Origin of the sequence: Aeromonas sp. sia0103, from assembly GCF_963895295.1 — a bacterium.
Classification (GTDB): domain Bacteria; phylum Pseudomonadota; class Gammaproteobacteria; order Enterobacterales; family Aeromonadaceae; genus Aeromonas; species Aeromonas encheleia.
Genome location: NZ_CAWQKG010000001.1, coordinates 1 through 15,044, shown reverse-complemented (window position 1 = coordinate 15,044; position 15,044 = coordinate 1). Strand labels below are relative to the sequence as shown.

Here is a 15,044-nt window from a genome sequence, read left to right as displayed (position 1 = left end):
CCAACGGGCCGGCGGGGCCAGGAGTCCTTCGATGAATCTGGACATCATCAGCAGCAACAAAAGCTTCGGCGGCTGGCACAAGCAGTATCGCCACCGCTCTGACCTGCTCGATTGCGAGATGCGCTTCGCCGTCTATCTGCCCCCCCAGGCCCTCACCGGCCAGAAGGTGCCCGTGCTCTACTGGCTCTCCGGCCTCACCTGCACCGATGAGAACTTTATGCAGAAGGCCGGTGCCCAGCGCATCGCCGCCGAACTGGGCATCGCCCTGGTGGCGCCGGACACCAGCCCGCGCGGTGACGGCATCGCGGACGACCCCGGCTACGATCTCGGCATGGGGGCGGGCTTCTACGTCAATGCGACCGTCAACCCCTGGCGCGACCACTACCAGATGTATGACTACGTCACCCGCGAGCTGCCCGAGCTCATCGAGACCCACTTCCCGGTCTCGACTCGGCGCGCCATCAGCGGCCACTCCATGGGGGGACACGGAGCCCTGATCGTCGCCCTGCGCGAGCCTGGCCGCTATCGCTCGGTGTCGGCGTTCAGCCCCATCAGCCACCCGAGCCGCTGCCCCTGGGGCCAGAAGGCGCTCGGCGCCTATCTCGGCAACAACCCCCTGCTGTGGCAGGAGTGGGATGCCTGCCAGCTGCTGCGCCACCACGAGCCAACCCCTCTGCCGACCCTGGTGGACGTGGGGCTGGACGATCCCTTCCTGGACGAGCAGCTCGGCATCGATGCCCTGGCCGAAATCGCGGCGACCAAGGACTGGCCGCTGGAGCTCAACCGCCACGCCGGATACGATCACAGCTACTACTTCGTGGCGAGCTTCATCGAGGCGCACCTGCGCTTCCACGCCCGTCACCTCGGCGAACAGCTCTAACCGCGCTCGCGGGTCGGCAAGAGTCGAGGCCCGGCTTGGCCAAGGAACAGGAATCAAGGATGAATCTCTTTACCACACTGCTGGCCACACCGGATCGCTTCGAGCAGCTGTTTGCTCAGGTGCCCGGCGACCGCCTGAACTGGGAGCCCGCCAACTGGGCCGGCATCCCCTCTGAGCGCTTCTCGGCCCAGGGGCACCTCTGCCATCTGCTGGACATAGAGATGCTGGGTTATCAGCTGCGCTTCCGGCGCACCCTGGCTGAGACGCTGCCCCTGCTGGCCTCCCTCGATGGCTATCAGCTGGCGCAGGATAACGACTACCCACGGCAGGATCCCGCCGTGCAGCTGGCCCGGTTTCGTGCCGCCCGAACCCAGACGGTCGACTGGCTCAGCGCCCTGCCTGCCTCTGCCTGGCGCCGACGGGCCCACTATGGCAGCTATGGCGAGGTGACGCTGGATGGGCTGGTACGCCTGCTCGCCAGCCATGACCACCAGCATCTCGCCGGCATGCAATGGCTGTTGATGCGACTCAATGCGGATCTGGGGCTGCAGCTCCCGCTGGAATGAAGCCGCCTCCGTGACGGCGCCCCATGAAAAAAGGCCCTTTCAGGGCCTTTTTCTCGTGCCGTGCTCAGCTCCCCTCGCGGGTGACCGAGCCTGAGCCCGCGACCCGCTGCTCGACCTTGGGGTCGCCCCAGTAGGCGATGCTGCCGGAGCCGGCGATGTTGATGTTGAGCCGCTCCCTGGCTCTAACCTCCACGTCGCCACTGCCGGCGATATTGACCTCGGCCTCGCCGCTCTCCAGCCGGCTGCCCTGCACATCACCGGTGCCGGCGATGTTCAGCTCGAGCGTTCGGACTGTGCCGGATCCCAGATCCAGTCCGCCCGAGCCGGCGATATTGCCCTCAAGGCTGTCCAGCTCCAGCCGCTGGGCCTGGATACCGCCGGAACCGGCCAGTGACAGCACCAGCTTGTCGCCCTTGAAGTGACCTATCTCCCCCTGGCTGTTGCCCGCCAGGGCCAGCTCGCGCAACCTGGGCAGGGTGATGGTCAGCTCCAGCGGCTCGGTGGGGGCAAGCTTATAGCCATCCTCGACCTCGATCTCCAGCTGGTTGCCGCGCTCGGTGACGCTGAGCAGCGGCAGCAGGTTCTCCTGCCCTCTGATGCTCAGCCCCGGCTCGTCACCGGCCAGGATCCGTATGGTCGCCGGCACCATGGCCGCGACCCTGTCTATCTCGCCGAGCGGCTGCCGCTGCTCGATGACGGCTCCCGTCCCCACCACCTCGGTATCCTCCTGCCAGCTGCACCCACTCAGCAGCCCCAGGATCAATGCCATCCCCATCATCCGTGTCATGCCACATTCCTCGTTGTCATTGGTCATATCCCATGTCTTGGTCTCTCAAAATGGCAAACTCCATGCCATATCATCAACCATATGATTTACATCAATATATATGGATCACTTGGCATGCTGACCGATAAACAGAGAGTCATTTAGACCACAAATTGGTCAGACTGACCAGCCCCAGTCGGGGTGGCGGCTCCCGGTTGACCGCACCTCCCGGGGGCCACTACGCTGATAGGCCATGGAAGTTTTCTGTTGTGCCACCGGTCTGTTGAGCCAATAGTAATAGCCTGTTGCCCATACGGCCCGCCATGGCGGCCTTGTCGCCATCACTGTCATGTCAGTCTTCACTGCCAACGAGGAGTCAAAGCGTGACCCAAGCCAGCCACCAGTTCGCCAGCACCAGCGGCCTGCCTGCCCCGACCCGCACCCCGCTGCTGACCGGTGAGGATCCCGAGCTGAAACGGCGCGAGCTGCTCGACTACTTCTGCCAGACCTTCGCACTCTACGACAGCCTGTTCGACTGCCTGGCCGATGAGCGCGCCTGGTTCAACAAGGCGATCCCGCTGCGTCATCCGCTCATCTTCTACTACGGCCACACCGCCGCCTTCTTCATCAACAAGTTGCTGGCAGCCCGCCTGATCGACAGCCGCATCGACCCCCGCATCGAGGCCATGGTCGCCATCGGGGTGGATGAGATGAGCTGGGACGATCTGGACGAGACCCACTACGACTGGCCCGGGGTGGCCGAGCTGCGACACTACCGCGCCAAGGTGCGCGCCCGGGTGATCGACTTCATCCAGCAGATGCCACTGACCCTGCCCATCGACTGGCAGAGCCCGGCCTGGGTCATCCTGATGGGGACAGAGCACGAGCGCATCCACCTCGAGACCTCCAGCGTGCTGATCCGCCAGCTGCCGCTGGCCTGGGTGCGATCCCAGCCCCAGTGGCCCAGCTGCGGCGAGGCCTGCCATCGCATCGACGAGGTGCCCCTCAACGATCTGCTGCCGGTGGCGGCGGGGCGGGTACGCCTCGGCAAGCAGGACGCCACCTACGGCTGGGACAACGAATACGGCGAACGCCACATCGAGATCCCTTCCTTCCAGGCCAGCCGCATGCTGGTGAGCAATGCCGAATACCTCGCGTTCGTCCAGGCCGGTGGTTACCGCCAGCAGGCCTGGTGGGATGACGAAGGCTGGGGCTGGTGCCAGTATGCCAAAGCGCAGATGCCCAGCTTCTGGCTCGGCTCCCCGGCCGAGCCCGAGCAGCTGCAACTGCGGCTGATGACCGAGCGGGTGGCCATGCCCTGGGACTGGCCGGTCGAGGTGAATCAGCTGGAGGCCGCCGCCTTCTGTCGCTGGAAGGCGGCCCAGACCGGCCTGCCCATCCAGCTGCCGAGCGAGGCGGAGTGGGCGCTGCTGCGCGAGTCGCTGGCGGGGGATCAGCCGGACTGGATCGAGGCACCCGGCAACCTCAACCTGGCGCGCTTCGCCTCCCCCTGCCCGGTGGATGCCTGCCCGCAGGCCGGCTTCTTCGATCTGGTGGGCAACGTCTGGCAATGGACCAGCACCGCCATCGATGGCTTCGACGGCTTTCGGGTGCACCCGCTCTACGATGACTTCTCCACCCCCACCTTCGATGGCAAGCACAGCCTCATCAAGGGCGGCAGTTGGGCAAGCACCGGCAACGAGGCGCTCAAGTCGTCCCGTTACGCCTTCCGCCGCCACTTCTTCCAGCATGCGGGCTTCCGCTATCTGGTCTCCCGCTATCAGGAAGCCATCACAGTGAATCCTTACGAAACCGACACCCTGGTCGCCCAATACCTGGACTTCCAGTACGGTCCGACCCACTTCGGGGTGGCCAACTACGCCAAGACCCTGGCCGATCTGGCTGGCGAGCTGTGCGGCAACCACCAGCGGGCGCTGGACATCGGCTGCGCCACCGGCCGCGCCAGTTTCGAGCTGGCCCGCCACTTCCAGCATGTGGACGGGGTCGACTACTCGGCCCGCTTCATCGACGTGGCGCTCTCCCTCGCCAGCCAGGACAGCTTCCGCTACGCCATGCCGGTGGAGGGGGAACTGGTGGAGTATTGCGAGGCGCGGCTGTCGAGTCACGACCTCGGGCCTGCGCAAGCGGATCGCGTCCACTTCAGCCAGGGGGATGCCTGCAACCTCAAGCCCAAGTACGACCACTACGATCTGGTGCTCGCCTCCAACCTGATCGATCGACTGCGCGAACCCGCCCGCTTCCTGCGCGACATAGCCCCCCGCCTGCGCAGCGGCGGCCTGCTGCTGCTCACCAGCCCCTACACCTGGCTGACCGACTACACCCCCAAGGCGAACTGGCTCGGCGGCATCCGGGAAAATGGCGAGGCGCTGTCCACCCATCAGGCGCTGCAGCGGCTGCTGGCGGCACAGTTTGAGGAGCTGTGCCCACCCCGGGACGTCCCCTTCGTCATCCGCGAGACCGCCCGCAAGTACCAGCACACGGTGGCGCAGCTGACCGTCTGGCGCAAACGCTGAGGGCGCCCAGCCGGGGAATGCAAAGAGGGAGGCCTATGGCCTCCCTCTTTTTTCACCGCGGCGAAATCACTGCTCCCGCTCGGGGACCAGGGGGCGGGCCCCCTGCTCGTGATAGCGGCGCGCCAGCACGGCGCACACCATCAGCTGGATCTGGTGGAAGATCATCAGCGGCAGCACCATGACCCCGACGCTGGCGGCCGGGAACATGACGTTGGCCATGGGCACCCCGTTGGCCAGGCTCTTCTTGGAGCCGCAGAAGACGATGGTGATCTCGTCCGCCTTGTCGAAGCCGAGGCGGCGGCTGATCCAGACGTTCCAGCCCAGCACCAGCGCCAGCAGCACGCAGCTGAGCAGCACTATGCTGGCCAGATCGTACCAGCCGACCTGGTGCCAGATCCCCTGCACCACCGCCTCGCTGAAGGCCACATAGACCACCAGCAGGATGGAGCTCTGATCCAGCTTGCCGATCAGCGGCCTGTGGCTGTCGACCCAGCGGCCGATCAGCGGCCGTGACAGATGACCCAGCACGAACGGCAGCATCAGCTGCACCATGATGGCCTGGATGGAGTGCCAGGTGTCTATGCCTTCCCCCTGCACGTTGATCATCATGCCCACCAGCACCGGCGAGAGGAATATGCCGAGGATGCTGGAGGCCGAGGCGCTGCACACCGCCGCCGACACATTGCCCCCCGCCATGGAGGTGAAGGCGATGGCCGACTGCACTGTGGCGGGCAGCGCGCACAGATAGAGGAAACCGAGGTAGATGGCCGGGCTCAGCCATTGCGGCACCAGCGGGCTGAGCAGCAGCCCCAGCAGCGGGAACAGCAGGAAGGTGCTGGCCATCACCACCAGGTGCAGCCGCCAGTGGCCCAGCCCCGCCAGCAGGCTCTGGCGCGACAGCTTGGCGCCGTGCATGAAGAACAGCATGGCCACCGCCAACTTGGTCAGCAGCGCGAACCAGACGGCCACCTGACCCTCGCAGGGGAAGAGGGAGGCCAGGGTGACCACCAGGATAAGCACAGAGGTAAAGGGATCCAGACGCACGAGCGGTCTCCATCAGCAAACGGACCCCGCCCTCGCGAGGAGGTCGGGACAAGGGACGACAAGCAGCAGAGCGGGAGATGTCTGGCACCTCCCGTCGAAACGGACCCAGCTTACCCCGATAACGGGGAGGCGCAAAGTTGAGGGAGACCGCCGAAATTAAACGCCTTCGGCTTGCTGCTGAGCGAGCTGGCACAGCCGGGCTCGCCACCAGGCGCAGATGGCACAAAAAAACGGGTGGCCCCTGGGCCACCCGTGCTGTTTGAAAACCGCGGTGCGGTGTTACTTGGCCAGGCTGGCACCCTGGCCAGGGGCCTTGTCGCCGGTGGCCAGCTTGCGAGCCTGACGCTTCTCGAAGCGGGAGATCCACCAGTAGGCCAGCGCCGAGAACACCGCCGTCATGAAGACGTTGATGAAGAAGGCGCGCACCAGATCCACCCCGGTCGGGAAGGCGGAGGCGCTCATGCTGATCACGAAGATGGCGATCAACACAGACACCACGCTCATGCCGAACCGGCGCGAGCCCATGCGAAACTCGCGGGGGGTGTCATCGTGTTTCCAGCGGAACACGAAGTAGGCCACCATGATGAAGATCGGCGGCAGCATGGCGGTGCCCGCGGTGAGGTTGATGGCGGTGTTCATCATCTGCTGCACCGATTCGGAGCCGAAGCCGTTGACCACCAGCATCACGAACACGAACACGAACTGCCACCAGGCGGCGCGTACCGGCACCCCATGCTCGTTGAGCTGGGTGGTCTTCTCGCCATAGACGCCCTGGGGAATCTCGGAGAAGTGGATCTTCACCGGCGCCGAGGTCCACATCATCATGGAGCCGAACATGGCGATGAACAGCACCACCCCGACCGCCCGGCCGACCAGCGCCTCCGACAGCTGGAAGTACTGCGCCATGCCGGTGAAGATCTCCACCATGCCGCCGGCGTAGGTGAGGCTCTCCCGCGGCACGAAGACGTTGACCAGCACCGAGCCGATGGCATACATGGCACCTATGATCACACCGGCGGTGATAATCACCCTGATGAAGGACTTCTGGCCGCCCTTGACGTCATTGAGGTAGGCCGCCGCCGTCTCGGCGCCACCGGCCGCCTGGAAGATCCAGCACATGATGCCGAGCGTCGCCCAGTTGATGGTGGGGGTCATGGCTTCCAGCGTGATGGGCTGGGCCGGCACGTGATCGCCCCCCAGCGCCATCAGGGCCCCCAGCACATAGATGGCGAACAGGGCGAACACCCCGTAGGCCACCAGCTCGGCAATCTTGCCGAGCCAGGTCGCCCCCTTGGTGGAAATATGGGTCGCCGCCGCGAACAGCGCTATGGAGATGACCGAGGTCACCATGGGGGAGAAGCTATATTCATACCCCAGCATGGCGTAGGAGGCGTAGGCGATGACGTTCGGCAGCAGGGAGACGAACCAGAACAGGTTCACGAACCAGTAGAGGAAGGAGCCGAGGTAGGCCATCCGGGTGCCGAGCGGTTTCTTGAGCCAGTCATACATGCCCGATTCCGAGTGCTTGTTCGCCGAGACGAACTCGGAAATGATGAACACGAAGGGGATGAAATAGACGATGGTGGCCAGCAGGAAAACGGGGGCCGAGCTCAGCCCCAGTTCGATGTTGTTGTTGACGATGTTGCGCACGTTGAACACGGCGGCAAAGGTCATCGACAACAGGGCAAACTTGCCTATGGTGCCGCGTACTGATTCAGACATATTGTCCTCCGGTGGGTTCACGCCCCTTCGCATGAGGGCGCCATGACTCTGAATGTGTTCGGCGCCTGCCTGCTGGCCGGGCCGTTTACTCTCTTGTTATTGTTGGCCTGGGCACCGCAAGCTGGCCCGGGCTGGCGTCATCCCGCCCTCACACTATCGGGGTGCCCGGCGCCATCGGCACCCGGGGCTGCAACAGCACGCTCTGGCTCTCGTCCTGGGTCTCGGCGCAGAGCAACATGCACTCGGATCGCTCGCCGCGCATCTTGGTCGGCTTGAGGTTGGTCAGCACCACCACTTCGCTGCCCATCAGCTCCTCTTCGCTGTAATGGGGCACCAGACTGGTGACCGTCTGCAGCGGCCGCTCGCCACCCACATCTATCTGGACGATATAGAGTTTGTCAGCCCCGGGATGGCGCACCACCTCCAGCACCCTGCCCACTTTCATCTCGACCCGTTTGAATTCGGCAAACTCGATCGTCTCGCTCATTCCATTCTCCTTGTGCTCTGTGGTTCAACCGGTAACGGGTGGCCGCCGCCACCCGGTTTATCTCTTTCTTGGCCACTCAGGCCGGTTTGGTCAGGGGGGATATGGCGACCTGCGCGGCCGGCTGGGCTTCTTTTGCGCGCGCCTCATCGCTCAGGGAGGCTTCGTATCTGTTGTATTTCCACCAGGCGAAGCCCAGGAAGATCACTATCCCGCCCACGTTGTAGAAGACGATGGTCATGATGTCGGCGCCGGTCGGGAAGGTGGATGCGAGGAAACCAACCGAGAAGATGGCGATCAGCACCGAGACCACGGCGATCCCGGTTGCACGTGAGCCCATCTTGAAATCCCGTGGCAGGTGATCCAGCTTCAGGCGCAGGTTCAGGTAGGCCAGCATGATGAACAGGGGGGGCAGCATGGAGGCGGCCGCCGTCATGTTGATCACCGTATTCATCAGGTCCTGGGCCGTGTTGGAGCCCAGGGTCGGGATCAGCATCAGGGGCAGCACTATCAGGTACTGGATCCAGGCCGCGCGGGCCGGCACGCCGTTTTCGTTCAGCTCGACCGTCTTCTTGCCGAAGATGCCGGCCGGGATCTCGGAGAAGAAGATCTTCACCGGGGTGGCGGTCCACATCAGCAGGGAACCGAACATGGCGGTGAAGGAGACCAGCCCCACGAAGCGGTTCATCAAGATGGCGGGCAGACCAAAGTAGGAGGCCAGCCCTTCGAATACCTGCACCGAGCCGCCGGTATATTTCAGAGTGCCGCTCGGTACGAAGACGTTGATCAGCAGGGAGGCGACGGAGTAGAGCACGCCGATGAAGATCCCGGCGATGATGATCACCTTCACGAAGGATTTGGAGCCGCCCTTGACGTCATTCACGTAGACGGCGACCGATTCCGCGCCACCGGCCGCCATGAAGATCCAGGTAGTGATACCCAGGAAGGCCCAGCTGAAGTCCGGGATCATCGCCTCTACCGTGATGGGGTCCGCCGGCTGTACACCACCGATCAAGGCCGCACCCGCCAGCAGAATGTAAGAGAGGGTCAGCAGCAGCATCAGGGAAGAGGTCACCGAGGTGATGGGACCGAGCATCTTGGCGCCGTTGGTGGAGACATAGGTGGCAAAGGCGAACAGCACCATGCTCAGACCCGTGGTGGCCAGCGGGGTGAGTATGTATTCGTAGCCGAGGAAGGCATAGGAGGCGTAGGCGATCACCCGCGGCAACAGCGAGGTGAAGAAGAACAGGTTCACGAACCAGTAGGTGTAGGCTGAGATGAAGGCCCAACGACCGCCGAGGGAGCTCTTCACCCAGGCATAGACGCCGGCTTCGGAGTTTTTATTCAGTGACACGAATTCCGCGATGATGAGGCAGAACGGAATAAAGTAAAAAATGGTGGCCAGAAAGAACATCGGGCCTGACGCCAGACCGATCTCAATGTTGTTGTTGATGACATTGTTAAAGCTGAATACGGCCGCAAAGGTGAGCGACAGCAACCCGAACTTACCTATCGTATTCCGTTTGGAATCAGACATCGTGCATCTCCGGCGTGTAGTTATTGTGTGCGGAAGGGCGGGGCATGAGGTGTAGGGGAGCCCCGTCCCTTCCGGCTTTTATCAGTACAGAAGCAGCTGGTTGTTATTTGTTCTTGAAGTAGCCGCCTTCGATGGTCACCTTGATGATCAGCTTGCGCACAGACCCATCGCCGACGAAGCGATAGGCCTCGTCGTTCTCGAAGATCACCAGCTGACCGTTGCCGACCCGCTGGCGCTGTTGCACCTCGCCGGCCAGCCACTCGCGGTCAGTGGTGTCGTCGTAGGCCTGCTCGGTGCACAGTTTGCGTTTCTCGGCCCACTCCACCGTCTCTTCCCCTTCCAGGTAGTAGTGGATGTCGAAGTAGCGGCGCTGCCCCTCGAACAGGGCGGTGGCCGGGCTGGCCCCCTCCTGCAGGCGGTAGGTGAGGGAGTCACCGATGGAGTGGCAGACGCCGGGCTTGAGGTTCGGCAGGTTGTCGATGGCCTCCACGCAGCGGCCCCACTTCTTTCCCTCCCGGTAGATGTTTTTGAACAGGGTCAGGTTGTCCAGGGTGATCATGCGAGCGTCCTCCCGCCGTTGATGCTGAGATCGATCCCGGCCAGCGCGGCCGGATTGAGGTTGCCGCGGGCGATGGGCAACAGGGTCAGGCCGAAGCTGAATGGCTCGAAGCGCACCCGCCAGGAGTCCAGCACCTCGGATCCCCAGGAGTTGGAGCCCAGCCCCAGCACCCTGTGATCCAGGTTGAGGGTGAGATGACCGCAGGGCTCCAGCTCGTTGATGTGCTGGGCGGCGTGGATATGCTCCCAGCTGTAGGGCCAGACGCTCAGGTTGATGGGGGCATCCGGTCGCACGTAGAGGCCGGCGCCGTGGCGGTTGCTCAGGGTCGCCCAGCGCACCTGCTGGCGGTTGCCGTTGTCCTGCGGGAAGGGGTAGTGCTCCCACATCTCGGCCACAGTGCTCTGGAAGCAGTCGATCCAGTTGCTCTGGCGGCTGTCCTGGTAGTTCTCCCCCGGCCCCATGCCAAAGTAGTGCACCCGATCGAGGTCCTGGCGGATCCCCAGCTCGAAGCCGATCTTGGGAATGATGTCGTCATAACCGCCATAAGGCTGGCCGCTGAGGGCCACATGCAGCTGGCCGTTCGGGCTCAGGGTGTAGACGTAGCGGCAGCGCATGCCAAAGTCGAACACCGGCGGCGCGATCAGGCTCTCCACCGTCACCTCGACCGCCTCACCCAGCTGACGCCAGCTCAGGGTGCGGAAGTGCTCCTGCATGATCTGCAGGTGGTTCGGGTGCCACAGGCTCTCGTACTCCTGCTTGTGGTTGTCGATCATCGGCTTGAAGAAGGTGAGGCGCGGCGCCCGCTCAATCAGCTCCATGCCATCCTGCTGCCAGCTCACCAGCTTGCCGTCGAGGCGGGAGAAGCGCAGGGCGAAGCCGCTGCCGGTCAGGGTCAGCGCGAGCCGCTCGTCGGCGATCTTCAGCGCCGTAGCGTTGGGGTTGGCAAAGGGCTGCAGCTGGCGAGTCGACTCCTTGAGCCGGAACTGGTACTGGCCGAGTTCATGACCCGCCGGGCTATGGCGGGTGGCGCTGGCCTTGATGACCCTCAGCTGGACGAAGGCCTCCCGACCGTCGAGGGATGGCAGATCAAGCTGCAGCGGGGTGATGGCGCCGGGGGCAATACCCTCCAGCCGGAGCTGCTGGCTGGCCAGCAACTCGCCCTCGGCCTTCACCTCGATCAGCAGGCGGATGTCGTCCAGGTTCGAGAACCAATGGCGGTTCTCCAGCTCCAGCCGGCCGCTGGCCGCATCCAGGGCGCGGATCTTGACCGGGCAGATCACCTGCTTGTATTCGCGCAGGCCAGGCCCCGGGGTCTGATCCGGATAGATGAGGCCATCCATGCAGAAGTTGTAGTTGTTGGGGTAGTCGCCGTAGTCACCGCCGTACTTGTAGACGGCGCGACCCTGCTCGTCCTGGTCCAGGATGCCGTGATCGCACCACTCCCAGATGTAGTGGCCCTGAATGTGGGGATGACGATCGAACACCTGCTGGTATTCGCTGAGGCCGCCCGGGCCGTTGCCCATGGCGTGGGCGTATTCGCAGAGGATGCGTGGCTTGTCCATCGGGAACTCGCCGAAACAGTTCATCTGGGAGACACGGGAATACATGGTGCTGACCACATCCACCACCTCGGCGTCGCGATCCTCCTCGTAGTGCACCAGCCGGGTCGGGTCGATCGCCTTGCAGCGCTGGTACATGGCCCTGATGTTGCAGCCGTAGCCGGACTCGTTGCCCAGGGACCAGATGATGATGGAGGGGTGGTTCTTCTGGGCGTGGACGTGGCGCTCGATCCTGTCCACGAACACCGGCTCCCAGGAGGGGTCATCGGTGATGCGGCTCAGATCGCCGACGTTGGCGAAGCCGTGGGTCTCCACGTCGGTCTCCGCCATCACGAACAGGCCGTACTGGTCGCACAGCTCGTAGAAGCGCGGGTCATTCGGGTAGTGGGCGGTGCGCACCGAGTTGAGGTTGTGCTGCTTCATCAGCACTAGGTCGCGCTCCACCCGATCCATGCCGACGGCCCGGCTCTTGAGGTGATCGTTGTCGTGGCGGTTCACCCCGTGCAGCTTGAGGTAGCGACCGTTGACGTAGAAAAGCCCGTCCTTGACGGTGATCTCGCGCACCCCGACCCGCTGGGGGATCACCTCCAGCAGCTCACCTCGCTCGTTATAGAGCGACAGCTGCAGCTGGTAGAGGTAAGGATCTTCGGCGTTCCACAGATGGGGGTTCACCAGATCCAGGCTGAAGCGACAGTCGAGCTTGCCATCTATGGTCAGGCTGTCGAGCGCGCCGCTGGCGATCTCGCTCCCCTGATCCAGCAGGGACCAGACCAGCCGGTGATCCCGAGCCGACTCGCCGAGATTCTCAAGCGCGATGTCGCAGCTCAGGGTGGCGCTCTGGTTGTCGTCGGCCAGCGCTGTCTGGATGAAGAAGTCCTGTACATGGACGGCTGTCTTGCCCACCAGGTAGACGTCGCGGAAGATCCCCGCCATCCACCACATGTCCTGATCTTCGATGTAGGTTGAATCCGCCCACTGCATCACCCGCACCGACAGCAGGTTCTCGCCGGTTTGGGCATGGGCGCTGATGTCGAACTCGGCGGTGAGGCGGCTGCCCTTGCTGAAGCCCACATACTGACCGTTCACATAGACCTCGAAGTAGGTCTCGACCCCATCGAACTTGATGATCACCTGCTCGCCCGCCCAGGCCGGGCTCAGCGTGAAGCCGCGCTGGTAGGCGCCGGTGGGGTTGTTGCTCGGCACGAAGGGCACATCGATGGGGAAGGGAAAACCTTCGTCTGTGTATTGCAGATGGCCGTGGCCTTCCATCTGCCACATGTTGGGCACCGTGATCTGACCCCAGTCGCTCATGGGGCTGTGATAGAAGGCCTCCGGCACCTGCAGGGGATGTTCGAAGTAATGGAACTGCCACTGGCCGCTCAAGGAGAGGAAGCGGCGACTCAGCTCCCGTTGCAGGGTGGCGGCCGCAGAGCTGTCGGCATAAGAGAAGAAGTAGGCACGGGGTGCCAGTCTGTGTTCACCAACGAATTGAACGTTTTCCCAGTTATTCACATGTCCTCCCGGAACAAGGCAAGGTAGCTGGGTAAACTCTAGATAAACATTTACTAAATATCAGATGATAATCGGTAAAGTTTTAACCTGATCACATAAGATAGCCCAATTTGTGAGCGGGATCAGAAGCAGGAGATAAAAGAGGGGGCTGTCTGCCTGAATGGCATAGATATTGGCGGGGTCAGCAAGAGATAGATGTATAGTATTTAAAAACAAATACTTAAGTTTTTTTCTTGATGGTAGGAGTCAATGCAGGAGGGAGGAAGGCCGTTGCTCCATAGGGATATGGAGCAACAGGGGAAGGATAATTTTACTAAAACTACCGAGTGGTGCCGCGCAGGGTCAGTCGGCTGGGAACCAGCACCCGCAGCGGCACTTCCCGCTCGTCGCGCAGCCGCTCGACCAACAGATTGACCCCCTGGGAGCCCATCAACTCGGAGTGGATCCGAACCGTGGAGAGCGGCGGGAAGGTAAACTTGGCGGTCGGAATGTCGTTCACGCTGATCAGCTCGATCTGCAGGGGAATGGCCAGCCCTTTCTCGTGGATCGCCCGCAGCACGCCGATGGCGATGGAGTCAGAGGCCACGAACAGGGCACGGGGCCAGTCGCCGGCCAGCATCTCCTTCGCCAGCCGATAGCCGGAGGCGCTGGAGAAATCGCCGCGATAGAGGTCGTTCTCCCGCACCACTCCCAGTCGCTGGCCATAGTCGAGGAAGGCCAGCTCCCGCAGATCCGGTGCCTCGTCCTGACCACCTATGTAGCCGATGCGGCCATGCCCCTGGGCGATGAAGAAGTCCACCACCTGCTGGCTGATCAACGCCAGATCCACGTCCACCGAATCGAACTCCCCCTCGGAGCGGCAATCCACGAACACCAGCTGGGCAGAAAGAGAATACAGCGCAGCGAGGCGCTCCGGCGGCAGATGACCGATGACCAGGATGCCGTCGACGGCGGAGAGCTCACGCCCTTCGGCACCGTTGTAGAAATGGGTCAGCTCGATGTTGAGGCGGGCACACTGGGTCTCGATGCCGTAGCGGATGGCGAGATAATAGGGGTCGTTGACCTCGGTGCTCTGCGGGTAGGCATAGACCGCCAGAAAGTGCAGCTTGCTCTTGTGCACCCCCTTGCGGGCGCTGCTGGTCTTGTACTCCAGTCGCTCGGCAATCTCGAAGATCTTCTGCCTGGTCTCTTCCTTGACGCTCAGCGTCGGATCCTCATTGAGCACCCGTGACACCGTGGCCTGGGAAACCCCCGCCTCCAGCGCTATTTCCTTCAATGTGGCCATGCATACTCCTCTGGCGATGACTCGCGACAATACCAGTCCAAGAGTAACGGGCAACATGCTGGCAGCCCAGCATTTTTACTAAAAGAAACCCATCAGAACAGGAAAAAACACCAAAGCAAAAAGGCCTCCCGCATGGGAGGCCTCTTCTAAATAGGTGCCTGACAGTGTCCTACTCTCGCATGGCGAATGCCACACTACCATCGGCGCTACCGCGTTTCACTTCTGAGTTCGGCATGGGATCAGGTGGTTCCACGGCGCTATTGCCGTCAGGCAAAAGCTGTATCACTAACTTAAAACTGGTGCTGATACCCAGAGTCGAACTGGGGACCTCATCCTTACCAAGGATGCGCTCTACCAACTGAGCCATATCAGCACACTAACCGGTAAAGAACACACTGTGTGCGTTATCTAAATCTGTTGTCCGCAACAACCTTACGTCGCTGCACGACCAATCACATCGCTGTGACCGTAATTAGGAGCCTGGCAGTGTCCTACTCTCGCATGGCGAATGCCACACTACCATCGGCGCTACCGCGTTTCACTTCTGAGTTCGGCATGGGATCAGGTGGTTCCACGGCGCTATGGCCGCCAGGCAA

Annotated in this window: 11 protein-coding genes, 1 tRNA gene and 2 rRNA genes; 3 read left to right on the top strand and 11 right to left on the bottom strand. The window is 62.7% G+C overall.

Annotated features, from left to right (window positions below; translation table 11 throughout):
- Window positions 1-31 precede the first annotated feature (31 nt).
- Window positions 32-880, top strand: a complete 849-nt coding sequence (gene fghA, locus AACW18_RS00070) for an S-formylglutathione hydrolase (protein WP_218389805.1) — start codon at window positions 32-34, stop codon at window positions 878-880.
- Between the two features lie 59 nt (window positions 881-939).
- Window positions 940-1,446: a DinB family protein gene (locus AACW18_RS00065; protein ID WP_218389804.1), complete on the top strand. Its 507-nt coding sequence runs from the start codon at window positions 940-942 to the stop codon at window positions 1,444-1,446.
- Between the two features lie 64 nt (window positions 1,447-1,510).
- Here the strand turns inward: AACW18_RS00065 and AACW18_RS00060 are convergent, their stop codons facing one another.
- The gene (locus AACW18_RS00060; RefSeq protein WP_218329877.1) at window positions 1,511-2,233 is read right to left on the bottom strand and encodes a head GIN domain-containing protein; all 723 of its coding nucleotides are present in this window, start codon (window positions 2,231-2,233) and stop codon (window positions 1,511-1,513) included.
- A gap of 362 nt (window positions 2,234-2,595) precedes the next feature.
- On the opposite strand from AACW18_RS00060, the gene ovoA reads away from it, so the two are divergent.
- Window positions 2,596-4,746, top strand: a complete 2,151-nt coding sequence (ovoA, locus tag AACW18_RS00055) for a 5-histidylcysteine sulfoxide synthase (protein WP_218389803.1) — start codon at window positions 2,596-2,598, stop codon at window positions 4,744-4,746.
- A gap of 66 nt (window positions 4,747-4,812) precedes the next feature.
- Here the strand turns inward: ovoA and AACW18_RS00050 are convergent, their stop codons facing one another.
- From AACW18_RS00050 to rrf (AACW18_RS00005), 10 genes are all read right to left on the bottom strand, one after another.
- Complete coding sequence (locus AACW18_RS00050) at window positions 4,813-5,790, bottom strand: bile acid:sodium symporter family protein (RefSeq protein ID WP_218389802.1); 978 nt, start codon at window positions 5,788-5,790, stop codon at window positions 4,813-4,815.
- Window positions 5,791-6,069: 279 nt separating this feature from the next.
- The gene (locus AACW18_RS00045; protein WP_218389801.1) at window positions 6,070-7,512 is read right to left on the bottom strand and encodes an amino acid permease; all 1,443 of its coding nucleotides are present in this window, start codon (window positions 7,510-7,512) and stop codon (window positions 6,070-6,072) included.
- A 148-nt stretch (window positions 7,513-7,660) separates the two neighbouring features.
- Entirely contained in the window at window positions 7,661-7,999 is a 339-nt protein-coding gene (locus tag AACW18_RS00040) for a tRNA-binding protein (RefSeq protein WP_218389800.1), read from the bottom strand.
- Window positions 8,000-8,075: 76 nt separating this feature from the next.
- Entirely contained in the window at window positions 8,076-9,533 is a 1,458-nt protein-coding gene (locus tag AACW18_RS00035; RefSeq protein WP_218389799.1) for an amino acid permease, read from the bottom strand.
- A 103-nt stretch (window positions 9,534-9,636) separates the two neighbouring features.
- Entirely contained in the window at window positions 9,637-10,092 is a 456-nt protein-coding gene (locus AACW18_RS00030) for a beta-galactosidase subunit beta (RefSeq protein WP_218329872.1), read from the bottom strand.
- Complete coding sequence (gene ebgA / locus AACW18_RS00025) at window positions 10,089-13,163, bottom strand: beta-galactosidase subunit alpha (protein ID WP_218389798.1); 3,075 nt, start codon at window positions 13,161-13,163, stop codon at window positions 10,089-10,091. Before ebgA ends, AACW18_RS00030 begins: the two co-directional genes overlap by 4 nt.
- Window positions 13,164-13,482: 319 nt before the next feature.
- Window positions 13,483-14,448 (bottom strand): transcriptional regulator EbgR, encoded by a 966-nt coding sequence (ebgR, locus tag AACW18_RS00020; RefSeq protein WP_218389797.1) that lies wholly within the window; start codon window positions 14,446-14,448, stop codon window positions 13,483-13,485.
- A gap of 156 nt (window positions 14,449-14,604) precedes the next feature.
- Window positions 14,605-14,719: ribosomal RNA gene (rrf, locus tag AACW18_RS00015) — 5S ribosomal RNA — on the bottom strand.
- A gap of 26 nt (window positions 14,720-14,745) precedes the next feature.
- Window positions 14,746-14,821, bottom strand: a tRNA-Thr gene (locus AACW18_RS00010).
- A gap of 105 nt (window positions 14,822-14,926) precedes the next feature.
- Window positions 14,927-15,041 (bottom strand): 5S ribosomal RNA (rrf, locus tag AACW18_RS00005).
- Between the last annotated feature and the right edge of the window lie 3 nt (window positions 15,042-15,044).

Coding starts and splice junctions, on each gene's coding strand:
- AACW18_RS00040 (WP_218389800.1), bottom strand. CDS start 7,999: ATGAGCGAGACGATCGAGTTTGCCGAATTCAAACGGGTCGAGATGAAA.
- AACW18_RS00065 (WP_218389804.1), top strand. CDS start 940: ATGAATCTCTTTACCACACTGCTGGCCACACCGGATCGCTTCGAGCAG.
- AACW18_RS00030 (WP_218329872.1), bottom strand. CDS start 10,092: ATGATCACCCTGGACAACCTGACCCTGTTCAAAAACATCTACCGGGAG.
- AACW18_RS00060 (WP_218329877.1), bottom strand. CDS start 2,233: ATGACACGGATGATGGGGATGGCATTGATCCTGGGGCTGCTGAGTGGG.
- AACW18_RS00045 (WP_218389801.1), bottom strand. CDS start 7,512: ATGTCTGAATCAGTACGCGGCACCATAGGCAAGTTTGCCCTGTTGTCG.
- ebgR (WP_218389797.1), bottom strand. CDS start 14,448: ATGGCCACATTGAAGGAAATAGCGCTGGAGGCGGGGGTTTCCCAGGCC.
- AACW18_RS00035 (WP_218389799.1), bottom strand. CDS start 9,533: ATGTCTGATTCCAAACGGAATACGATAGGTAAGTTCGGGTTGCTGTCG.
- fghA (WP_218389805.1), top strand. CDS start 32: ATGAATCTGGACATCATCAGCAGCAACAAAAGCTTCGGCGGCTGGCAC.